22 protein-coding genes are annotated in these 23801 nt (G+C 35.4%); 14 read left to right on the top strand and 8 right to left on the bottom strand.

Annotation, left to right across the window (positions count from 1 at the left end; genetic code table 11):
• Nucleotides 1-17: 17 nt before the first annotated feature.
• The 6 genes from P178_RS0109590 to P178_RS0109565 form a co-directional block, all read right to left on the bottom strand.
• Entirely contained in the window at nucleotides 18-2279 is a 2262-nt protein-coding gene (locus P178_RS0109590; protein WP_027066030.1) for a TonB-dependent receptor, read from the bottom strand.
• Nucleotides 2280-2300: 21 nt separating this feature from the next.
• Nucleotides 2301-4793: a heavy metal translocating P-type ATPase gene (locus tag P178_RS0109585; protein ID WP_027066029.1), complete on the bottom strand. Its 2493-nt coding sequence runs from the start codon at nucleotides 4791-4793 to the stop codon at nucleotides 2301-2303.
• Between the two features lie 60 nt (nucleotides 4794-4853).
• The gene (locus tag P178_RS0109580; RefSeq protein WP_027066028.1) at nucleotides 4854-5687 is read right to left on the bottom strand and encodes an NHL repeat-containing protein; all 834 of its coding nucleotides are present in this window, start codon (nucleotides 5685-5687) and stop codon (nucleotides 4854-4856) included.
• On the bottom strand, nucleotides 5687-6316 hold the full coding sequence (locus tag P178_RS0109575) for a heavy-metal-associated domain-containing protein (protein ID WP_036145999.1): 630 nt from the start codon (nucleotides 6314-6316) through the stop codon (nucleotides 5687-5689). Before P178_RS0109575 ends, P178_RS0109580 begins: the two co-directional genes overlap by 1 nt.
• Before the next feature lie 24 nt (nucleotides 6317-6340).
• A complete protein-coding gene (locus P178_RS0109570; RefSeq protein ID WP_027066026.1) occupies nucleotides 6341-7111 on the bottom strand; it encodes a hypothetical protein in 771 nt (256 codons plus the stop codon).
• A 63-nt stretch (nucleotides 7112-7174) separates the two neighbouring features.
• Nucleotides 7175-7588 carry an HYC_CC_PP family protein gene (locus P178_RS0109565; RefSeq protein ID WP_231500523.1) on the bottom strand — a complete coding sequence of 138 codons (414 nt, stop codon included), beginning with the start codon at nucleotides 7586-7588 and terminating at the stop codon, nucleotides 7175-7177.
• 206 nt (nucleotides 7589-7794) lie between these two features.
• Here P178_RS0109565 and P178_RS21710 point away from each other — a divergent pair, with 206 nt between their 5' ends.
• From P178_RS21710 to rodA, 8 genes are all read left to right on the top strand, one after another.
• A complete protein-coding gene (locus P178_RS21710; protein ID WP_051638216.1) occupies nucleotides 7795-8895 on the top strand; it encodes a hypothetical protein in 1101 nt (366 codons plus the stop codon).
• 120 nt (nucleotides 8896-9015) lie between these two features.
• Nucleotides 9016-9465 (top strand): GAF domain-containing protein, encoded by a 450-nt coding sequence (locus P178_RS0109555; RefSeq protein WP_027066024.1) that lies wholly within the window; start codon nucleotides 9016-9018, stop codon nucleotides 9463-9465.
• Nucleotides 9466-9557: 92 nt separating this feature from the next.
• The gene (gene purH, locus P178_RS0109550) at nucleotides 9558-11090 is read left to right on the top strand and encodes a bifunctional phosphoribosylaminoimidazolecarboxamide formyltransferase/IMP cyclohydrolase (RefSeq protein ID WP_027066023.1); all 1533 of its coding nucleotides are present in this window, start codon (nucleotides 9558-9560) and stop codon (nucleotides 11088-11090) included.
• 56 nt (nucleotides 11091-11146) lie between these two features.
• Nucleotides 11147-12175: a rod shape-determining protein gene (locus P178_RS0109545; RefSeq protein ID WP_027066022.1), complete on the top strand. Its 1029-nt coding sequence runs from the start codon at nucleotides 11147-11149 to the stop codon at nucleotides 12173-12175.
• Between the two features lie 43 nt (nucleotides 12176-12218).
• Nucleotides 12219-13040, top strand: coding sequence for a rod shape-determining protein MreC (gene mreC, locus P178_RS0109540; protein WP_027066021.1), 822 nt, complete (start codon nucleotides 12219-12221; stop codon nucleotides 13038-13040).
• Nucleotides 13033-13542, top strand: a complete 510-nt coding sequence (gene mreD, locus P178_RS0109535) for a rod shape-determining protein MreD (protein ID WP_027066020.1) — start codon at nucleotides 13033-13035, stop codon at nucleotides 13540-13542. Before mreC ends, mreD begins: the two co-directional genes overlap by 8 nt.
• A complete protein-coding gene (gene mrdA, locus P178_RS0109530; RefSeq protein WP_027066019.1) occupies nucleotides 13539-15413 on the top strand; it encodes a penicillin-binding protein 2 in 1875 nt (624 codons plus the stop codon). The genes mreD and mrdA overlap by 4 nt, the downstream gene beginning before the upstream one ends.
• On the top strand, nucleotides 15403-16686 hold the full coding sequence (gene rodA / locus P178_RS0109525; RefSeq protein ID WP_027066018.1) for a rod shape-determining protein RodA: 1284 nt from the start codon (nucleotides 15403-15405) through the stop codon (nucleotides 16684-16686). Before mrdA ends, rodA begins: the two co-directional genes overlap by 11 nt.
• Here the strand turns inward: rodA and P178_RS0109520 are convergent.
• Nucleotides 16683-17495, bottom strand: a complete 813-nt coding sequence (locus P178_RS0109520; protein WP_027066017.1) for a DNA/RNA non-specific endonuclease — start codon at nucleotides 17493-17495, stop codon at nucleotides 16683-16685. The two genes, rodA and P178_RS0109520, sit on opposite strands and share 4 nt — an antisense overlap.
• A 90-nt stretch (nucleotides 17496-17585) precedes the next feature.
• On the opposite strand from P178_RS0109520, the gene msrB reads away from it, so the two are divergent.
• The 3 genes from msrB (at nucleotide 17586) to P178_RS22615 (ending at nucleotide 19113) form a co-directional block, all read left to right on the top strand.
• A complete protein-coding gene (msrB, locus tag P178_RS0109515; protein ID WP_027066016.1) occupies nucleotides 17586-18044 on the top strand; it encodes a peptide-methionine (R)-S-oxide reductase MsrB in 459 nt (152 codons plus the stop codon).
• A complete protein-coding gene (msrA, locus tag P178_RS0109510; RefSeq protein WP_027066015.1) occupies nucleotides 18037-18579 on the top strand; it encodes a peptide-methionine (S)-S-oxide reductase MsrA in 543 nt (180 codons plus the stop codon). The genes msrB and msrA overlap by 8 nt, the downstream gene beginning before the upstream one ends.
• A 126-nt stretch (nucleotides 18580-18705) precedes the next feature.
• Nucleotides 18706-19113 (top strand): DoxX family protein, encoded by a 408-nt coding sequence (locus P178_RS22615; RefSeq protein WP_051638215.1) that lies wholly within the window; start codon nucleotides 18706-18708, stop codon nucleotides 19111-19113.
• Nucleotides 19114-19186: 73 nt separating this feature from the next.
• Here P178_RS22615 and P178_RS0109500 read toward each other — a convergent pair whose 3' ends face one another.
• Entirely contained in the window at nucleotides 19187-21325 is a 2139-nt protein-coding gene (locus P178_RS0109500; protein WP_027066014.1) for a carboxy terminal-processing peptidase, read from the bottom strand.
• 190 nt (nucleotides 21326-21515) lie between these two features.
• Here P178_RS0109500 and surE point away from each other — a divergent pair, with 190 nt between their 5' ends.
• The 3 genes from surE to lpxB are packed head-to-tail and all read left to right on the top strand — an operon-like array spanning nucleotide 21516 to nucleotide 23742.
• Nucleotides 21516-22289, top strand: coding sequence for a 5'/3'-nucleotidase SurE (surE, locus tag P178_RS0109495; protein ID WP_027066013.1), 774 nt, complete (start codon nucleotides 21516-21518; stop codon nucleotides 22287-22289).
• Between the two features lie 45 nt (nucleotides 22290-22334).
• Complete coding sequence (locus tag P178_RS0109490; protein ID WP_027066012.1) at nucleotides 22335-22619, top strand: hypothetical protein; 285 nt, start codon at nucleotides 22335-22337, stop codon at nucleotides 22617-22619.
• Nucleotide 22620: 1 nt separating this feature from the next.
• A complete protein-coding gene (gene lpxB, locus P178_RS0109485) occupies nucleotides 22621-23742 on the top strand; it encodes a lipid-A-disaccharide synthase (protein WP_027066011.1) in 1122 nt (373 codons plus the stop codon).
• Nucleotides 23743-23801 lie beyond the last annotated feature (59 nt).

Raw genomic sequence — 23801 nt, 5'->3', positions numbered from 1 at the left:
AAGTATAAATTTACGTGTTATAAAATTTTAAATCTAAAGCCGCCATAAAACATTCTACCCATTATTGGCGCATATACAATGGTAGTATCAAAATTTGGACCAAAAGGATTATCAGCGCCCAATACAGGATTAATTTGCTGTACATCCGAAAGGTTTTCACCACCCACATACACTTCAAATGAATTAGAGAATACTTTTGTCACTTGAGCATTCATTAGATTATAAGTTGGGGAAAAAGCAGGTAATTGGTATTCCACCGGGTTAGCACTTGTATCTGGCAACCGCGCTTCTCCAAAACTATGAAGGGTATAATCAAATTTCCATTGCGCACCATTATCCTTAGCCTCGGTCTCATACCCTAAATTAACAAAAAATCGATGTTGTGCTTGTAATGATTTCTGTAGATTTCCGCTTTTATAATCTGTAGATACATCATAAAACTTATACGATGTTCTAAAATTAAGACGGGTCAAAAGCTCATAATTTAATTCTACTTGAAAACTTTTAGCACTACTCTCTCCTTCCAAATTATAAAATGAAACTTCTTGCGGATTTTCCCAATCCACCACCACTTGGTTTTCAAAATCTGTGATGTAATAATCTAAAGAAATATCTCCCTTTTTATTCAAAAAATTAAATCCTTGTAGAAAACTAACTCCATAATTCCATGCATCTTCTGGCTCTAAACCATAAACGTTGCCACCCGAACCTGCAATATTAATTTGCCTAGCAGAGGCAAACAATTGCTGATTTTCGGCAAAAATATTTGCAGCTCTTTTTCCCCTACCAAATGACCCTCGCAGACTTCCTCTATCCCATGGGGTATATCTAATGTGAAATCTTGGTGTTACAAATGTTCCCAATCGATTATGATTGTCTACACGTAGTCCGGCGGTTAAACTTACTTTTTCTAAATTTTCATAACTATACTCCAAAAAAGCACCCACAGACCTATCTTCCCTAGAATAATCATCAGTAGTCACCACCTCATCATAACCGTCATATGCAAAAGAAATTCCGGTTTTAAACTTATTTCTTGTATCTCCAATTATAGAATTAAAAAGAAGACTAGAATAAATGCTTTCATGGCTAATATCATATGACCTAAAACCAAAATAAGAATCTTGCTTATGAAAACTGTAAGCTGTTTGAAAACCAAAACTTTGAAACGGAAGTTCTGGAAAAACATAGCCCAATTTCAATGAGGTATCAAATCTGCGGGTATTTATCTCACTACCCCACACTTCGGCTCCGCTCAGTGAACCACCATTATCAACTCTATCGGTATTAGGATTAAAATCTACCTGCCCTACTTGTTTCTCATCATTCAAAAAACGAACATTTAAGAAACTTACAAAACCTGTTTCAGGATTCTGATACTGCCAACGGTTCATCACATTTATTTGCTCCCCCAAAGGCGCATCTAAAAATCCGTCTTCATTATTATCTTCTTTTTGAGTTCTTTTGTTACCATGAATATAAAGACCGGTACTCAATTTATCGGTCAGCTTTTTATTGAAATGTGTATTCAATTCATAACGCCCATTCTGATTGGCATAGCCATTTACAAAAACTGCATTATCGGTTAACGGCTTTACCAACTCGGTATTAATCTGACCTGATATACTTTCGTAACCATTCACCACACTACCAGCACCTTTTGTAATCTGTATACTTTCTATCCACGTACCTGGCGTAAATGTTAATCCGTAGGCTTGAGATGCACCACGTACCATAGGAATGTTTTCTTGGGTAATCAATAAATACGGACTCGTTAATCCTAACATTTGAATTTGTTTGGTTCCCGTTAATCCATCAGAAAGATTTACATCAATTGCCGGATTGGTTTCAAAACTTTCTGCCAGATTACAGCAAGCGGCTTTTAACAACTCATCACTGTTTACTGTAATTACATTCTGCGGACTAAAATATGTTTTCTGTATAGCATCTCTTTCCTGCTGAACAACAACCTCATCTAATTCATTAGATGGCTTAAGATTAACTCGTATTGTTTTTGGAGCATTTATAGTTAGTGTATCCGATTCAAAACCAACATAACTTATAATCAATCTATTAAATTCTTTAAGATATGGAATGGTGAATTTACCATCGAAATCTGTTACCACCCCAGTTTGTGAATCTTGCCAATAGACATTAGCTCCCGAAAGGCTCAATGCATTAGATGCGTCAGAATCAAAAACAACACCTTCTACTTTTTCCTGAGAAAAACTAAAATAAGGCAACATGCACAAAAGCAATACTACTATATATTTATTCATTTAATTTTCAATTCAATTTGATTAATCAATTTTTACCGTTCGCAATCGCAATGCATTGGCAATTACCGAAACAGAACTAAAACTCATCGCTAAAGCCGCAATCATTGGAGAAAGCAATAATCCGAAAAATGGATATAGCACTCCCGCCGCAATTGGTATACCTACCGTATTATAAATTAAGGCGAAAAATAAATTCTGTTTTATATTCTTCATAACCGCATTACTAAGGTTATATGCCTTTACAATTCCATGTAAATCTCCTTTTACCAAAGTAATTGCAGCACTTTCAATTGCAACATCCGTTCCCGTACCCATGGCAATACCTACATCGCTTTTAGCCAGAGCAGGCGCATCATTAATACCATCTCCTGCAACAGCTACCTTTCTTCCTTCAGATTGTAAACGCTCTACCTCAGCCAATTTATCCTGTGGTAACATACCAGCCTTAAAATCTGCCAGACTTAATTGTTCCGCTACCGCTTTTGCCGTATCATGATTGTCCCCGGTAAGCATTATCACTGCAATACCGGCTTTCTGCAACTCTTCAATAGCTTTTTTGCTCGTCTCTTTAATTTTATCTCCGATTGCAACAAAACCAACTGCCTTATCACCAATTGCCAAGTAAGAAACTGTTTTTCCAAGTTTTTGATGAGAAACTACATCTGCCTTTAAACTATCTAAAATGGATACTTGAGCCTCATTCATCATCTTCTCATTACCCAAGGCAGTAAACTCCCCATTTATTTTCCCGGTGACGCCCATACCTGTAACCGAATTAAAATCTTCAACTTTTAAAATATTTACATTATTCGCCTTTCCATACTTTACAGTTGCATCTGCCAATGGGTGCTCACTTTGCTGATTTAATGAAACAATATATTGCAATACCTTTCCCTGATTAATCTCAGAAATACTACCCACCTTTTCTACGGATGGTTTCCCTTCCGTAATTGTACCGGTCTTATCTACAATTAACGTGTCAATTTTATCCATTCGCTCTAAAGCTTCCGCATTCTTTATGAGTACGCCAGATTGCGCTCCTTTACCTACACCCACCATAACGGACATTGGAGTAGCCAAACCTAGGGCGCATGGACAAGCTATTATCAACACAGCAATAGCATTGACCAAAGCATATACATAAGCAGGTTCTGGACCAAAAATGACCCAAACAATAAAGGTGATAACAGAAATGAACACTACAGCAGGCACAAAATAACTAGAGATTTTATCCGCTAATTTTTGAATTGGCGCCTGGCTACGACTTGCCTTGTTCACCATATCAATAATTTGGGAGAGCAACGTATCTGAACCAACCTTCTCTGCTATCATCACAAAGGAACGCTTACCATTAATTGTCCCTGAACTTACATTATCACCCTCCACTTTCTGTACCGGAACAGGCTCGCCCGTTATCATTGATTCATCTACCGTACTTTCGCCTTCATGCACGCATCCATCAACAGGTATTTTATCACCAGGTTTCACCCTAAGCAAATCTCCTTTTACTATGTTATCTATTGCAATCGTCTCCTCTTTCCCATCAACAATGCGAATCGCTTTATTTGGAGCTAGCTTAAGAAGTTCCTTTACCGCAGAATTGGTTTTACTATGCGCACGAGCCTCTAATAACTGCCCGAACAAGACTAGAGTTAATATAACCGTAGCTGCCTCAAAATATACATGAACCGTGCCTTGGTCTGTCTTAAACTGTGGAGGAAAAAAATCTGGGACCAAAATAGCAAATACGCTAAATAGCCACGCTACACCTGCACCAATACCAATCAACGTAAACATATTTAAATTCCAAGTTTTTACAGAACGATATGCTCTCTCAAAAAACATCCAAGTTGCATAAAACACAACAGGAATTGATAGTGCAAACTGCACCCAATTCCAGTTTCTTAAACTCAAAATATTATGAAGCGGATTATTAGGAATCATTTCTGACATTGCTATAATAAAAATGGGCAACGTAAAAGCCACCGCTATTTTAAACTTTTTCAAAAGCTTATTATAACTTTTCTCTTCAGCAGAAACATCAGCCTGTTTTGGCACTAAATCCATACCACAAATAGGGCAATCACCCGGCTCATCACGAACCACCTCAGGGTGCATTGGGCACGTATACTCCTGACCTTTATGACTACTGACACTCGCCTCTTCTACCAAATCCATACCACAAACCGGGCAATCGCCAGGCTCTGTATAGGTTTTATCTCCTTCGCAATGCATGGGGCAATAAAAAGTACCATTGCCATTTTCTACTTTCTTAGGTTTCACTTCTTTATGATGTTGCCCTCCTAATTCATGAATAGAATAATGACCGCCATCTTCTTTCATGGCATTTTGCAAAGTAGCTAAAGTCAATTCTGAATCCATTTCTAAAGTAGCTTCAGCTTTTTCTAAATCTACAGAAGCACTGGTTACACCAGCAATATTCGCCAATGTCTTTTCTACATGAGACCTACATCCATTACAGGTCATGCCAACTATAGTATATGTATGTTTCATACCTTTTATTATAATTATTATATAAATCTGAACACCTAATTAGATATCCTATTTGACCTTTTAATCCTTCACAACAATCGGCTGTTTATCAAAAATATTAAGCTTGCCGTTTCTATAATTAATTACATACAGCATATCGTCCTTGACCATCATATCCGTTGGTTTTTCTATCTGGTCTTTTAACACCTGTAGCAACTCACCAGTCATATTAAAAACCAAAACACGGTTGTTTTCAAAATCAGTTACAAACACTTCATCAACCGAAACAAAAATCCCTGTTGCCGCATTCATCTTTTGATTTTGACCCATCATTTGAAGAAAACCGCCTTTTTTATCGAACACTTGTACTCGATTATTATAGGCATCTGCTACCCAAATCTTATCCGTGGTAATCTGTACATCTGTAGGATAATAAAACTCCCCTTCTGCTTTTCCTTCTTTACCAAAGGAAATCCAGCTTGCACCATCAAAATAGAGAATCCGATTATTGTAGAAATCTGCAATTGCCCGTTCATTTTCAAAAACAGAAACTCCCGCAGGTGCATCCAATGAATCTGAAACCTGCATTATGAACCTCCCTTTTTTATCAACTGTTTCAATAACATCTTTCCCATATTGAGGAATAAAAATTGTCTCCTTTATAGCATCAATATGCATTGGTCTGTCTAATGAATCTACAGTTTCCGTGATTTTGCCTTCTGTATCAATTTTCACCAAACGGTTGTGGTCGCCATCTGAAAGCCAAATAGCTCCATTTACCTGAGTTAACCCAATAGGATTCACGCCATCTAACTGAAGAGTTCTAGACAACACCCACTCTTTAGGAACAGGTGCTTTTTCTTTACAAGCAGACGCAAAGACTAAAACGATGAGTATACATATACTTTTTCTCATTATTTATAGCTTAAACGTTCGTACTTACAACATGCTGGTAGATTTCCATAATCGTCGGTATGTGCTTGATGATTTTTGGTATCATGACCTGCAACCGCAACTTGCTTTTCAATTTTTTCAAGAGAAGTTAATCCCGCATCAAATGAAACCTTCATGATTTTGGTATCCTTATCCCAAGAAACGGCGGATACACCTTGCACAGATTCTGCAGCTTTGGTTATTCTAGCCTCACACATAGCACAATTACCGGCTACCATTACATTTTTACTCACCGTTCCTTCAGACTTTTTAGTCATTTCACTCGCAGATGATTCTTCAATTTCACCATTGGAACGCTCAACTTTTGCTGTAATAGGTGTGTAACCCGCTTTTTCAACTTGCTTCTCTACATCAGCTAGTGTTAATGCTTTTTCCGCTGGATAAGAAAAACTAAAGTCTCCTGTTTCAATATCTATTTTCACATTCTTAATGCCTTTAAACTCTTTGAACTTCTTCTCAAGTCCATATGCACAAAACGGACAGCCTAGACCATCTACCTGCACCATAAACTTATCCTTACCATCTTGTGCAACCGCACTAAAGACAACCATTAGCGTTAGTAACGCCGATATAATTATTGATTTTTTCATTATTTTATGTTTTAAAAATTTTTATTAAAATGAATATCTAGAACCTAAAAACAGGCTATAGTTTAATTTACGACCTGCTTCAATATCGTTTACCAAAGGCACCTGTACAGCTAAGTCGAACGTAACATTCTTTCTTGCATACTGTATACCTTGTGCGTACAACAATTGATACCAATCACGCTCTACCAGCCAAGAGTTGGTATATTCAAAATACAGATTGATTTGTTTATTAGGATACTGTGGCTTTAACAATGGAAGACCAAAACCAATTTTATGGGTCAACGCATCCAAGCTACCATCGGGCACCCAATTATAGCCTAGTTCGTTAGAAATACCATATTTGAGCGATTCGTAACCTGCAACAATACCATAATACCCTGCATATTTGCCCGTACTTAAATCCATTACATCTAGTTCCCTACCAGTAGGCAATGTCTGAAGTGTTTTCGCAACCATTCTAAAGGTCTTACCAGTACCGTCTTTTCTAAAGAATTGATATTTACCCATTATTTTAATATCCGCTAAACTGCTACCACTTGGTCCGTTTTCGATATCATAATTTATATAAGGTAAATGTATTGCCACCAAAGAATTAGAAGTTGGCAAATAATGTAGCATTACCGGAACATAGGTAAAATCACCTCTTTCCGTATGCCGTATCTCTGTTAAGGTTTTTGCAGTAAAGCTACCGCCACCCAACATAATTGGTTTATCGGCAGTAATAGGAGGACCTTGTGCCTCACAATATTGTATCCCAAATAGGATAATGGCTAAAAGCCAAGTAAAATTTTTCATTGAATATTAGATTTGATTAAAAAATGTGTGAACGCAAAAAAGCGACGTATAACACGTTTTAAATCAAATCAAAAAAACTTGGTGCAGTATGTTCAAATCCTCTGCCAATATAGGCGGCGGATAAGAATCAAAAACAATTACCTTATCTGTAGACTCTTGAAATAAGTTTAAATAAGAAGTTGTAAAAGAAATTAAGAAGACTTGTTGAGAAAAATCTAAATTAAAAATGTCATGGCTTAAATCATCTTGACCTTGCATGGTAAAAGATTCATCATCACAACAATGTTTTATGAGTTGCGAAGAATCATCCAACAACGCCAAACCGGCATCCATACCACAATCTTTTGCAGCGTTGAACAAGGCAATATCCAATACCCGCCCCATACATAAATGTTTCTCTACCGTCCACGAAATGGTGGACAGCAACAATAGCAAAGCCATTGTTATAGAAAAAAGTTTATGGAGTGAATTTTTCATTATTACAAAAAAATCGATATTTAAAATCCTAAATATCATTTCTTTAACGAAACATTGGCGCGATTAACTAAAATTCTCTCATACTTGTTCAAAAAACAGGATTCTTAGTATACGATAATTGCTGTTTTCAAGTTAAAGGAGTAACACATTTTAACAGTTAACTATCATTAACCATTTTAAACACTAATTATTAAATTTAAAAAAACATGAAAAAACATTTAAAATACACGTTTCTAATATGTACTATCGCTCTTTTTATAGGTGGTTGTAGCTCTGACGACGGTTCAGTTTTTGACACACCAATTCCTGACAATACAGGTGGAGAAGATGGTGGTGATGAAACAGAGGAACCTGAAGTGGCTACCATAGTTTTTAACGAAGCTGTCCCTTCTTCAAATATTACAACAGCTTCTGCAAGCGGAGAAGCAGGTACAACCGTTACTGGTAGGGTTATTTTTACATCAGACGCTACTACCCAACGTAGAATGTACATTACTCAAAATTATTTAGGACAAGGAGAAATGCCTTTTAGTTCTTTTGATTTGGTAAGTGATGATTTAACTAAAGCTTTAAAAGCTGATGGTTCTATTGATTTAGATGGTGCTACAAAAAAAGAAATTGATTTTTCTTTCCCTCTCCCAGTTCCAGATATCGATAACGGAGAAATTGTTTACACTTTTTGGACTACAACCGGTAAAGGCGACTTTAGAGATGTCACTAAAAGATTAGCTCTTGGAGCTGGTCAAATTACAGTAACAGTTGGTACAGGTACTAACCCTGCTGCTGCAGTTAGAGAATTTACAGATATTAAATTATTTGCTCCAGCACAAGATGGAACAACAGAATCTTTCTTTTCCCTATTGAACGAAACCGTTTATAGAATTAATGTTGGACCTGAATTTAGAGCATTCTGGGATTTTGGTTACTATTATGGTGCTTCTGGTGATTCAGCCGGTGACAATGCTTCTTTTGCGTCTACCGAACAATATGATGCATCTTTTGGATTTGCTGTAGATGGACTTGAGCCTGGCGTAGACGAAGAAAACTCTGAAACAGAAACATTGAACCAAATGTTCTTTGCTAGCTCAACAACAATAGACGCTGCTGCATTTGACGCAATCACTTTAAATGGTGAATTAAACTTTATTGCTAGCTCTGATGCTCAAAAAATTACAAATCTAAGCGTTGGAGATGTAGTAGAGTTCGTTGACAACTACGGTAAAAAAGGTTTAATAAAAATTACTGCCATTGAACCAGGTTTTAATAATAATGATTTTATTGAATTTGACGTTAAAATTCAACCATAAGTTTAACAGACAATATTAAATTTTAAAAAGAGGATGTTTTAAAAACATCCTCTTTTTTATTTTTATAAGATTGATAACACTACCAAATATGAACAATTCTTACTTTTGCAAAAAAAAATTATGTTAGAAGCACTTCGTCCACAAGTAAGTTCTATTATAGATTCAAACAACACTGCAGATGCCAAAATGCAAGAGATTTGTGAGCTTTTAAAAGCCGAAGTACCTCATTACGACTGGGTAGGGTTTTACTTTAAGAATGGTGACAAGCGCGAGCTAAAACTAGGTCAGTACGCAGGTGCACCAACAGATCATACCATTATTCCGTTCGGAAAAGGTATTTGTGGTCAAGTAGCAGAAAGCAACGAAAATTTTGTTGTGCCAGATGTTCAGGCTCAAGACAATTATATTGCATGTAGTATTACCGTTAAAGCAGAAATTGTAGTTCCGTTGTTTGTAAACGGCGAAAACATTGGTCAAATAGACATAGATTCTAATACACCAGACCCATTTACCAAGGCAGATGAGAGCTTTTTAGAATTCGTAAATTTTGAAGTAGCCAAAATTCTTTAAAACTTTAGGCTTTTTGTTGATAAACTAGCTCATTTGGTAGCTGCAAAAAAATTACTTTTGCTTGCTTATTAAAAACATTTAAGCATCATACAATGAGCAGTGTAAAAAAAGCGTCTTCAGCCTTAATTTCAGTTTTCCATAAAGATGGGCTAGAGCCTATAGTAAAGAAATTTCAAGAATTAGGAATCACTATTTATTCTACCGGTGGTACAGAAAAATTCATAACCGATTTAGGAATAGATGTTGTCCCTGTAGAAGATGTAACCAGCTACCCTTCTATTCTTGGCGGAAGAGTAAAAACTTTACACCCAAAAGTTTTTGGCGGTATTTTAAATAGACAGGATAATGAAAGTGATGTTGCCCAACTTGCCGAATTTGAAATTCCACAAATAGATATCGTTATTGTTGATTTGTACCCTTTTGAAAAAACGGTTGCAAGTGGTGCTTCTGAACAAGATATTATTGAAAAAATCGATATAGGCGGAATTTCACTTATTCGCGCTGCTGCCAAAAACTTTAAAGATGTTACCTGTGTTTCTTCAATGGAAGACTATGCAGATTTTCTTGAAGTAATTTCTGCAGATAATGGAAACATTAGCCTAGAAGACAGAAAACGTTTTGCTGCTAAATCTTTTAATGTTTCTTCTCATTATGATACTGCTATTTTCAACTACTTCAATAAAAACCATGATACCGCTGCCTTAAAAATTAGCGAAACACATGGTAAGGTTTTACGTTATGGAGAAAATCCACATCAAAAAGGATTCTTTTTTGGAGATTTTGATGCTATGTTCTCTAAATTACATGGAAAGGAATTATCATATAATAATTTATTAGATGTTGATGCTGCGGTAAACTTAATGCTTGAGTTTAAAAACGACGAACCAACTTTTGCCATTCTAAAACATAACAATGCTTGTGGACTTGCACAACGCGATTCCTTGCACCAAGCTTACGTAGATGCTTTAGCCGGAGACCCAGTTTCCGCTTTCGGAGGTGTTTTAATCAGCAACAAAGAAATTGACAAAGCTACTGCCGAAGAAATTCATAAATTATTCTGTGAAGTGGTAATTGCACCAAGCTATAACGCTGAAGCTTTAGAAATTCTAAAAGGAAAGAAAAATAGAATTATTCTAATTCAGAATGAAGTTGAAATGCCACAGATGCAAGTAAGAACTTGCCTAAACGGTATACTTCTTCAAGAAAAAGACCATAAAACAGATACAGTTGACGATCTTACCAATGCGACCAATACGAAGCCTACAGATCAAGAATTAGAAGATTTGATCTTTGCCTCTAAACTTTGTAAGCACACGAAATCGAACACGATTGTTATTGCAAAGAACAAACAACTATGCGCAAGCGGTACGGGACAGACCAGTAGAGTTGATGCTTTAAACCAAGCAATACACAAAGCACAAACGTTTAATTTTGACCTTAAGGGTTCTGTAATGGCGAGCGATGCATTCTTCCCTTTCCCTGACTGTGTGGAGATTGCAGACAAAGCTGGCATCACTAGTGTAATTCAACCTGGTGGCTCAATTAAAGACCAATTAAGTGTTGATTATTGCAACGAACATAAAATTTCAATGGTGATGACGGGTACACGTCATTTCAAGCATTAATTTCATTACTTTTGTCGATGAAATACACCCTTTTATCTAAAATTTAAACATCACATATGGGATTTTTTGATTTCTTGACCGAGGAAATAGCTATAGATTTAGGTACAGCGAACACCCTTATAATACATAATGACAAGGTAGTTGTCGATAGCCCATCCATCGTTGCCAGAGATAGAATTAGTGGAAAAATCATTGCGGTTGGTAAAGAAGCCAACATGATGCAAGGAAAGACCCATGAGAACATTAAAACAATTAGACCTTTGAAAGATGGTGTAATTGCAGATTTTGATGCATCTGAAAAGATGTTGATGATGTTCATTAAAAATATTCCGGCATTAAAGAAAAAATGGTTTCCACCTGCATTGCGTTTGGTAATTTGTATTCCTAGTGGTATTACCGAAGTAGAAATGCGTGCGGTAAAAGAATCTGCCGAACGTGTTAACGGTAAAGAGGTATACTTGATTCATGAACCAATGGCTGCCGCTATAGGTATTGGTCTAGATATCATGCAACCAAAAGGTAATATGATTGTTGATATAGGTGGTGGTACTACTGAAATTGCAGTTATAGCTTTAGGAGGTATCGTTTGTGATAAATCGGTAAAAATTGCGGGTGATGTATTTACAAATGACATCATTTATTACATGCGTACACAGCACAACCTATATGTTGGTGAAAGTACAGCAGAAGCAATTAAAATTGAAATAGGATCTGCAACTGAAGACTTACAGTCGCCGCCAGATGAGAAATCTGTTCAAGGACGTGATTTGTTGACAGGAAAACCAAAACAAGTTCAAATATCATATAGAGAAATTGCAAAAGCTTTAGATAAATCTATTTTACGTGTTGAGGATGCCGTGATGGAAACATTATCTCAAACTCCGCCAGAATTAGCTGCCGACATTTATAATACTGGTATTTATCTTGCAGGTGGTGGTTCTATGCTACGTGGTTTAGATAGAAGATTGTCTCAAAAAACAGACTTACCTGTTTATATTGCAGAAGATCCATTACGCGCTGTAGTACGTGGTACAGGTATTGCACTTAAAAATCTAGAACGTTATAAGAGTATATTGATTAAATAAGTTGGTTGTACCAACTTATTTAATCTTAAAAATTTAGGGGTGAATGCAGCAGATTATAAATTTTCTAATTAGGTATAAGATTTTTTTACTGTACCTTTTTCTGTTATTAATATCCTTTATTTTTACTTTTCAATCACATTCATACCACCAATCTAAATTTTTAAATTCTTCTAATTTTATTACTGGGAGCATTTATACTTTTTCAGACAATGTAACTTCTTATTTCAGCTTAAGAGAAGAGAACAACAAGCTTGTTGAAGAAAATAAAAAACTTAGAGATAAGCTATTCAACAACGTATTACTTTCTCCTTCAAAAATAGACTCTACTACTGTAGATTACGAAGTTGTAAGGGGTCGAGTTATAAATAACAGTTATGCCGATCAACGTAACTATATTACTATCAACAAAGGAAAGAATGATAGTATAGTTCAAGATATGGGTGTTATAACCGACAAAGGAATTTTAGGTATTGTTGAGAATACATCAGATAATTTTTCTACTGTACAAAGTATTTTAAGTGACAAATCTAACATCAACGCCAAGATCAAAAACTCTAATCACTTTGGATCTTTAGTTTGGGAAAATACAACAGATTATAACGTTGTTCAACTTATTGATATTCCAAGATTGGTACCGCTTACTATTGGCGACACTATTGTAACAGGAGCCATGAGTAGTATTTTTCCGGAAAACATTCCTATCGGCACCATTAAAAGATTTGATTTAGACAACTCAAAAAGTTTCTATTTTATTGATGTAGAACTATTCAATGACATGACCAATATTGGTAACATTTACATCATTAGAAATTTAAACCGAAAAGAAGTTTTAGAATTAGAAGCAGAAACAGAAGCCAATGATTAATAGTACTTCATTTTTAATTGTGCTCCGATTTATTTTATTGGTTCTAGTGCAGGTGCTAGTATTCAATAAACTAAATTTTTTCGGCTATATAAATCCGTTGATTTATATTCTGTTTCTTTACTGGTATCCTATCAAACAAAATAGAACTACCTTTATTATTCTATGCTTTTTCTTAGGACTATGCGTAGATATTTTTTCTGACACACTTGCCATAAACGCGGCAGCTACCGTTACCATAGCTTATCTACGACCAACCATTATGCGTTTTGTCTTTGGTGTCAATTATGAATTTCAAAGTTTTAAGTTAAACAACAGTACTAAGGCACAACAATTCACGTTTTTAGCGTTATTGATTATAATACATCACTTAGTATACTTCACTTTAGAAATTTTCAGCTTTTCTAACAGCTTGTTAATTTTGCAAAAAACACTAACAGTGGGTGTATCTACATTGATTTTGGGCATATTGTTCAGTACGTTATTCAGCAGTAAAAAAGAATGAGAAAAATTCTTTTATCATTAATAATAGTTGTCATCGCAATTACCTTTTTGGGAAGGCTATCCTATTTGCAAATTTTCAGCTTTTCTGCAGAGCAAGTTTTAGAAGATCCGGCGATAAAAGCTATTTATGACTATCCTGAACGCGGCTATATTTACGATAGAAATGGTCATCTATTAGTTGGTAATGATCCCGCATATGATGTCATGGTTATACCAAGAGAAGTTAAACCCTTAGATACTTTAGAATTTTGCGGTTTACTTGGTATTGACAAAGAAAAATTTGTTGAAAAATTAAGAAAAGCTAGAGTTTATTCCCCTAGACTTCCTTCTGTTTTGGTTCCTCAGCTCTCTAAGCAAGATTATGCCAAATTGCAGGAGAAAATGCGTAAATACAAAGGTTTTTATATACAGAAAAGATCTTTACGTTATTACGACACCCCAAGTGCAGCAAATGTTCTTGGCTACATTAGTGAGGTTAACGAAGGTGATTTAGCTGTCAACAAATACTATGTTCAAGGCGAACTGAAAGGTAGAACCGGGGTAGAACGTTATTATGAGGATTTACTTAGAGGAAGAAAAGGTGTTCAGTACATACAGAAAGATAGATTTAATCGAGATATTGGACCCTATAAAAATGGAACTATAGACACCTTACCAGAACAGGGTAAACAAATAAGCATCACCATAGACAAAACATTGCAAGAATATGGTGAATTATTAATGAACGGTAAAAGAGGTGGCATTGTAGCCATAGAGCCTGCTACGGGTGAGATTCTTTCTATGATTTCTGGACCAACCTATGACCCTGCATTATTGGTTGGGCGTGAGCGGTCAAAAAATTACACTAAGCTTTATAACGATACTATTGCAAACCCTACATGGGATCGCTCCATTCATGCACAACAACCTCCAGGATCTCCTTTTAAAACGTTAAATGCTTTAATTGCATTACAAGAAGGAGTATTGGACGAATCTAGCACTATTCAGTGCTATCATGGTTTTTATGTTGGCAAGAAAAAGAGAGGTTGTCACTGTGGCGGTGGTTTACGCAATATGAACCAAGGTATATACCAATCATGTAATGCTTATTTTGCCGGAGCATTTAGAAAAATATACGAAAAATTTGAAACTACCGACGAAGGCATGGATGTTTGGGAAAAACACATGCGGAGTTTCGGCTTGGGAGATTACCTTGGATATGATTTACCTTTTGGTCAAAAGGGACGTATACCAAGTAAAGAGTATTATGATAAATGGTATGGTGACAATAGATGGAGCTCTTCTTATATAATTTCAAATTCAATTGGACAAGGAGAAATATTAGCTACACCTGTGCAACTGGCAAATATGACAGCGGCAATTGCCAATAGAGGACATTACTTTACACCTCATATTCTTAAGAAAATTGAAGGTAAGGACATTACAGAACCTAAATTTACGGAAGCTAAGCACACTACTATAGATCCTAAACACTTTGAACCTATTGTTCAAGGTATGGCAGATGTTTACCGAAAAAGAGGAGGTACAGCTTATTGGCTTCAAATACCAGATATTGAAATTGCCGGTAAAACAGGTACTGCCGAAAATTTCACCAAAATTGATGGTGTACGTACTCAATTGACAGATCACTCGGTTTTTGTGGCTTTTGCACCTGTTGACGATCCTAAAATTGCTATTGCCGTTTATATTGAAAATGGTTATTTCGGTTCTAGATATGCTGGTCATATCGCTACTCTTATGATAGAGAAATATTTAAAAGGCGAAATCACCAGAACCGATCTTGAAAAAAGAATGCTAGAAAAAACATTAGAGGCAGAATACGCGAAACCCTACAGTGGGGAAGAGTTCAAAATTAACGAGCGTGTCTGGTAGAAGCATCTTAAAAAGAATTGATTGGCTAAGTGTCTTTATCTATTTTGCACTTGTTTTTATTGGCTGGATCAATATATACTCAAGTACGTTCACTGACGAACATAGTTCCATTTTTGATTTTGGCACTTTATATGGCAAACAATTATTCTTTATTGGTGTCAGTCTAGTTACTATAGTTATAATCTTGGCACTTGAGGTAAATTTTTACGAACGCTTTTCTAGTTTGCTTTATCTAATATCCATGATATCCCTTCTTGGGTTATTTGTATTTGGTAAAACAATTGCTGGCGCTACATCTTGGTACGACCTAGGTTTTTTTAACCTACAGCCTTCTGAGTTAGCGAAGGTGGCCACTGCCCTAGCTCTCGCCAAATATCTCAGTGACATTCAAACGGATATAAAGCGCAGAAAAGATCAACTTTATGCTTTTTTAATAATACTTATTCCTGCAATATTAATTATTCCACAACCAGACCCAGGTAGTGCATTGGTATTCTTTGCAATGATATTTGTAATATTTAGAGAAGGATTACCCCTTTTCTATTTAGTAATCCTATTAAGCCTTATTCTCGTATTTGTCATCACCCTAATGTATGGTACTGTTTGGCTAATTATTGGTTTGGCTTTATTGATTATAATTTTATTCGCATCAAAACGTAAAACTTTAAAAATACCGGTAATTCCTCTTAGCATAATCAGTGTAGCAGTTATCCTATTCTCCTTATCGGTGAACTTTGTATTCAATAATGTTTTTGAACAACGACATAGAGACCGTTTTGGACTATGGCTACGATTAGAAAAAGACCCTAATAAATTAGAGCAGATAAGAAAATCTATTGGATATAATACTTATCAATCTGAAAAAGCAATTGAATCTGGTGGGTTCTTTGGAAAAGGTTTTCTTGAAGGCACACGTACAAAAGGTGATTTTGTACCTGAACAACATACAGATTACATTTTCAGTACCGTTGGTGAAGAATGGGGATTCTTAGGTACTGCCACAGTAATAATATTATTTTCGGTTTTATTCTTACGATTGATATCCTTGGCGGAACGACAGAAAAATGCATTTGCCAGAATGTATGGCTACGGCGTAATTTCTATTTTATTGATACACTATTTCATTAACATTGGTATGGTAATCGGTATTTTACCAACTATCGGTATTCCTTTACCTTTCTTCAGCTACGGTGGATCAGGACTATTATTTTTTACGATTTTACTCTTTATCTTCTTGCGATTAGATACCAACCGATTGAAAGAAAGTTTCTAAAATTTCCAGCCAGTAGTATTTTTACTTCCTTCGAAAGCACTTTGTTGCTTTTCTGATAGTTTGGCAAAAAAGTCGATTCCAGTTTCTTTTTCTATCTCATCAACAGACACTACGAAATTGCGTAAAGATGTAAATTGAGGTTTATTCGGCATTAAAAAAGACAGGGTATATATCTTATCTCCCTTTTTACGGGCAATAATCTTATAGAAAGCATCGGGCACATCAACATCTTCTTGTCCGATCTCTTCTAATCCACTTTCTAACACGCCACCGGTAAATATATACAACGTACCATACTTTTTTGCCCAACGTCTTATTTGCTGCTCTAAATCGTTCCATATACCAGCATTGAACTCTCTATCTTGCGGACTTATATTACTTGTATAAAAAGTTTCATTATATGCTTGCAATGAAAACCTACGGTCACCTGCAGGCACTAAATGCCCACGATCATAACCAGATCCCTTATAATTACGCCAATCTGCAGATTTAGAGGAAACGTATGGGTCCTCTATAAAATACGGTCGCTTTCTATCATCATATGTCAAGTGACTTTTGTCAAGAGTATACGCCACCCACTCTGCCTGTTCATATGGTTCATTATAGGACAATGTAAAATATTCATGATTTACAATTTCACCAGTAGTTGACGACGGAAGCAGCTCTTTCGGGAATTCATTTGAGATTGGTTCCTTATCACTATTTGAATAAGTAGCCGGAGTATAAAAGTTTTCAAATAACCAAAAGCCAATTACACATACTAGAATTAAAACACTATAAACAGTTCCATTTTTTTTACGGTATGCCATGCGCCAAAATTACCGTAATTTTGTAAGATATTAGGTAATTTACCGACCAATATACCTGGTATTTAAAGTCTAAACGAAAGGAAAAATATGATATTAACTTGGAAAGATATAATTCATTTTTCAGTAGATGGTAACCCTAAACCTGATAGAAGAGTTGAAAAAACAGAACAGGAATGGAAAGAAATTCTAACCCCTGAACAGTTTAGAGTTACTCGAAAAAAAGGTACAGAAGCCCCACATTCTGGCGCACTATGTAGCGCCCATGAAGCTGGAAAATATGAATGTGTTTGTTGTGGCACGCCATTATTCGATTCTACTATAAAATTTGAATCTGGTACCGGTTGGCCAAGTTTTACACAGCCTATTAAAGAAAATGCAATAAAATACCATAAAGATGTTTCATTTGGTATGATACGCGTAGAAGTTTTATGCAATACTTGCGATGCCCATTTAGGTCATATATTCCCTGATGGTCCAGAACCCAGCGGATTACGCTACTGTATTAATTCAGAATCCATGCAATTAGAAAAGGAGGAATCCAATGGCTAGTACTAATTTAGAAATTGTCACCGTTGGTGGTGGATGTTTTTGGTGTACCGAAGCGGTATTCCAAGAAGTAAGGGGCGTTCATAAAGTTATCTCTGGATATACAGGAGGTAAAGCCCCAGGTAGACCAACATACAGAGAAATTTGTTCTGGATTAACTGGTCACGCAGAGGTGGTACAGGTTTCTTTTGACCCATCGATTATTTCTTATGAAGATATTCTTATCATTTTTATGACAACGCACGACCCTACATCTCTAAACCGACAAGGTGCGGATGCAGGAACCCAATATCGTTCTGTCATTTACCATCATAATGAAGCGCAACAGAAAAAGGCTACAGTAGTCTTAGAAGAGATGCAAGCGGTGTATGAAAAGCCTATTGTAACCGAACTGAGTGCATTAGGCATTTTTTATGATGCAGAAGCAGATCACCAAGATTATTACAAGAATAATTCAGAACAGGGTTATTGCCAAGTGATTATTAACCCTAAATTGGCTAAACTTCGCCAATTACATGCAGACAAGCTTTTGAATTAAATATATTTTAGCTGGTCTTAAGAAAAATTCCATTCAGCTACAGCTATTTTCAATTCACCTATGAAATCCTAAATATTTTATAGGTGAATTTATTTTTGAGATATAATAACATAAAACCTACTTATTATGAATTCTCAAAAATCAATTTATTATATTGTATTAGCTCTTTTCGCAACAGCGGTTATTGGATCAATCATTAATTCTATTGTAAATTTTGATGTAGTTTCAACCACATTTATAAAGCTCGGTTATCCAGTCTATCTTATCTACCTATTAGGCGTGTGTCAATCAATAGGATTGCTAATGATTTTTACCAATAAATCTCACTGGTCTTTAGAATGGGTCTATGCAGGCTTCTTTATGAATTATACTTTAGGTGCCATAGCCCATTTAGCTATTAAAGATGGTAACGGTGCATCTGCTGTAGTTTGTATTGTCTTATTATTTGTTACTTATATTCAAAGTAGAAAAATACGTAACACCATCAACGACTTGGCAGAATTTGGAAAGCCTAAGTATGCCAAGTACATTTAAAAATAAGTATTCCCCAAAAACAAAAAAAACCGCTACATGTATTATGTAGCGGTTTTTTAATTAAATTTTTATTCTAGTTCTTAACACTAGCCAGTTTACCTTGCTTAATATTATTCATTTTCAAATCTTCTAAGACGTTTACTGCTTCTTCAACATAAACATCTTTTGCTAGAAATTTATGCCATCTGTTACGTTTTTCACGAAGTACAGAATCTTTAGTGAATAACTCTTCTTCATAACCCAAAGATTGAAATGTAAGTTTAGAATCATAATCAGTCAATCTTTTAAAGTATTCTGACTGTTCCTTATCCTTATCCTTTTCTTCTTTATAAACCACGAAGTTTAATGAAATTTCGGTTTCATCTTGTTCTGCCTTTAACCATTTTGCATTTTCTTCAATCAACTTAATCTGTTGACTAGAAGCCATTCTTTTCTTACTGTCTGCAATGGTTTTTTCATAGTCAATATAACCATCCCAAGCTTTATAATCTGCAGGAGTAATCTTATCCCATCCTAATGGATTAGACTGATCTCTTTCTCCCAAATCAATATAACTATACCTGTCTGGCACAACAATATCACTCTTAACACCTTCTAGCTGAGTAGAACCACCGTTAATTCTATAAAACTTCTGTGTAGTAATTTTTATAGCACCTAAATCTCCATGCTCATTACTACGTAGCATATTGTTTAAAGGAATTACGTTCTGTACGGTTCCTTTTCCAAAAGTCTGCTTACTACCTATTACAATAGCTCTTTTATAATCTTGCATTGCAGCTGCTAAAATCTCTGAAGCAGACGCAGATAATTCGTTTACTAGAATAACCAAAGGACCGTCCCATTGAATTCTCTCATCTTTATCATCATAGACATCTTTGCCCTTATCTTTTGACTGTACCTGTACTATTGGACCGTCTTTAATAAACAAACCTGCCATCTCAACAACAGTCTTTAAAGATCCACCTCCGTTATCACGTAAATCAAGAATAAGCCCTTCCATGCCTTCTTCCTTTAAACGCTCTACTTCTTTAGCAACATCCGTTGCAGCATTTCTTTCACTATAATCATTGAAATCAACATAAAATTTTGGAAGGTTTATAATCCCAAATTTCTCTTGGCCTTTTATAATATTGGCTGATTTAGCATAAGACTCTTCTAATTCAACAACATCTCTTGTTAAAGAGACAACATCTAAAGAACCATCTACTTTTCTAACGGTTAAGTCAACAATAGTACCTTGAGCTCCTTTTATCAATTTAATAGCATCATCTAAACGCATACCAATAATATTGATTGGCTCTTCTCCATTCTGACCAACTTTAATAATTTCATCACCAACTTCTAATCGTTGATCTCTCCACACTGGACCACCAGAAATAATCTCAACTATTTTTGCTCCTTCAGATTTTTTCTGAAGCTTTGCTCCAATTCCTTCAAATTTACCAGACATACTGGTATCAAACTTCTCTTTTTCTTCTGGTGCGAAGTAAAATGTATGCGGATCAAATTCATCTACAATTGTGTTGATATATTGTACGAACCAATCTTTACGTTCTAAATCATCAACGAAATCAAAAAATTCATCTAAAGTCGTTTCAGTAGATTTTCTAGATTCTTCTTCTGCTTCTTCAAGAGAATGTGCATTATGATCATGCTCATCTGTACTTTCTATTTCTTTGTTCTCCATATGGGAGATTTTAGAATCATAAGTACCTAACGTCGCATATTTCAATTGTTTTCTCCAACGTTCTTTAAGCTCTTCTCTATCTGCAGCAAAAGGCTCTTCATCATATTTAATGCTAATGCTTTCGTTTTCTGAATAATCAAAAGGTGTTTCTAAAACTTCTTTATAAATATCCTTAGCATCGCCCATACGTTGCATCAACCTTTCATATACTATATTGAAGAAAGTGATATCCGTATTCTTAATTTCATCATCAATCTGATATTTATACTTTTCAAACTCAGCAATATCAGACGCTACAAAGTATCTTTTAGTAGGATCAATAACGTCAATAAAATCTTCAAAGACATGTACAGAAAAATCATCATTAAGCACTTTAGGCTCATAATGTCCTTTTTCTAAAACATATGTAATTAAATCTAACAACAACTTATCCTTGTCGTCATTTTCAAAAGTTTTATTTGTAAAACTGCACGATGCTACTGTTGCGAGCATTAATAACAGTACGTAGGCTAAATTTCTTTTCATAAAATTATCTTTTACTTTCCTTTTCAATATCTCCGAATTTGAGGGTTATTAGCGACAGCAATAGCCACTTAAACCCCTAAGGTAAAGAAAAAACCATGCCATTTATTGTGCTTAGAATTAATTTTTTGTTAAACGGCATTTCGGGCTTATCATATTTAAAAACGTATTTTTACTACAGAAAGTATGTGTTATGGAAAAACCATTAATCTTAGTAACAAATGACGACGGCATTACTGCGCCAGGGTTACGAATGCTAATTTCTATTATGAAAAAAATAGGCGACGTGGTCGTGGTGGCCCCAGATAGTCCGCAATCTGGTATGGGACATGCCATTACTCTAGATACAGCCCTATTTTCTAAGAAAATGAAGATTGACCTTGACAGCGATAATATTGATGAATATAGCTGTAGTGGAACACCGGCAGATTGTGTGAAATTAGCACTTCAAGAACTATTGCCAAGAAGACCAGACATTTGTGTTAGCGGCATAAACCACGGATCTAACTCTTCTATAAATGTAATTTATTCCGGCACCATGAGTGCTGCGGTTGAAGCAGGTATTGAAGGTATTCCCGCAATAGGTTTTTCTTTATGCGATTACAATTGGGAGGCAGATTTTACGCAGGCACAAGACTATATTTACACTATAGTTACCCAAGCTTTGGAAAACGGTATTCCTAAAGGCACTGTACTAAACGTAAACATCCCTAAGCTTCTTAAAAAGGAAATTAAGGGTATTAAAGTTTGTAGACAAGCAAAGGCAAACTGGAAAGAAAAGTTTGATAAACGCACCAATCCAATGGGCAAAGATTATTACTGGCTTACAGGTGAATTTGAGTTATTGGACAAAGGTGAAGATACCGATGAATGGGCGTTAGCCAATGGGTATATATCAGTAGTTCCAACTCAATTCGATTTAACCGCACATCACGTAATTCAGGAACTAAATACGTGGGACTTTTAATAAAACACATTCATAGATTACAATAATTACGCATAAAAAATTTAAATGAATACCAAAAAAGAAATCCTAATCGGTTTTATAGTAGGCATTATCGCCAATGCTATTGGCACTTTGTTATATATTCTTATATTCTCAGAATTAAGTATTGCTGAAACTTATAAAGCAGCTGTAGCACAAGAACATGTTGGCAGTCTTTTAGCCTTAGGTGCTATTCTAAACCTCATTGCTTTTTTCGGTTTCCTGAAAATTAAGAGAGACCATAGGGCAAAGGGTGTTTTAATTGCTACCATCTTAACCGCATTTGTAATACTTTACTACAAAGTCTTTTAAAATGAAATATTATATAATTGCGGGCGAAGCATCTGGCGATCTTCATGGGTCTAATTTAATTAAGGCGCTGAAGAAACAAGATGAACATGCCAATATTAGATGTTGGGGCGGTGATTTAATGGAACAAGCTGGCGGCACCTTAGCAAAACATTACAAAGAGTTAGCTTTCATGGGATTTTTAGAAGTTATTTTAAACATAAATTCCATTTTTAAAAACATTAAATTTTGCAAACAAGATATAGCTGCATTCAAACCTGATGCAATTATATTTATAGATTATTCCGGATTTAACTTACGTATTGCAAAGTGGGCGAAGGAACATAATTTCCAAACTAATTATTATATCTCCCCTCAAATATGGGCTTCTAGAGAAGGTAGAATAGAAAAAATTAAAGCGACGGTCGACCACATGTATGTGATTTTACCATTTGAGAAAGAGTTCTACGAAAAGAAACATAATTACCCAGTCAATTTTGTTGGTCACCCCTTATTAGATGCAATTGCAAATAGACCGGAATTAATTGAACATTCTTTTAGGACCGCCAATGGACTGGATTCTAATAAACCAATAATTGCACTATTACCAGGCAGTCGTAAACAAGAGGTGCAAAAAATGCTTACCCTAATGCTTTCGTTGACTGAAGATTTTATTGATTATGAATTTGTTATTGCCGGCGCTCCTAGTTTAGACAAAGAGTTCTACGCTACATTTCTAAATGATGCCAAGGTAAAATTCATTCAGAATAAAACATACGATCTGCTCACTATTTCAACTGCCGCATTAGTTACTAGTGGTACGGCAACTTTAGAAACAGCTCTTTTTAAAGTACCACAGGTTGTTTGCTATAAGGCAAATTGGATTTCTTATCAAATTGCAAAGCGAATCATCACTTTAGAATATATCTCTTTAGTGAACCTAATAATGCAGAAAAAAGTAGTTAAGGAACTAATTCAGGATGATTTTACAAAACAGAATTTAAAGAAAGAACTGAACTTAATTTTAAAAGGAGAAGCAAGAGCCAAACAACTAAATGCCTATGAGGAGCTTATTGCCAAATTAGGAGGTTCTGGCGCAAGTTCAAAAGCTGCTTCGTTAATCATTAAAAATGCCAAAACTTCTTAGGTTTAATTATTTTAAAAAATAATTATATAATTTTGAGGTTATACGTACTAAAAGGTACA

This window comes from Maribacter sp. Hel_I_7, assembly GCF_000688315.1.
In the GTDB taxonomy this organism is placed as follows: Bacteria; Bacteroidota; Bacteroidia; order Flavobacteriales; family Flavobacteriaceae; genus Maribacter; species Maribacter stanieri.
Note: the sequence above shows the minus strand (reverse complement) of the source record. Positions and strands in the feature narration are given on the sequence as shown.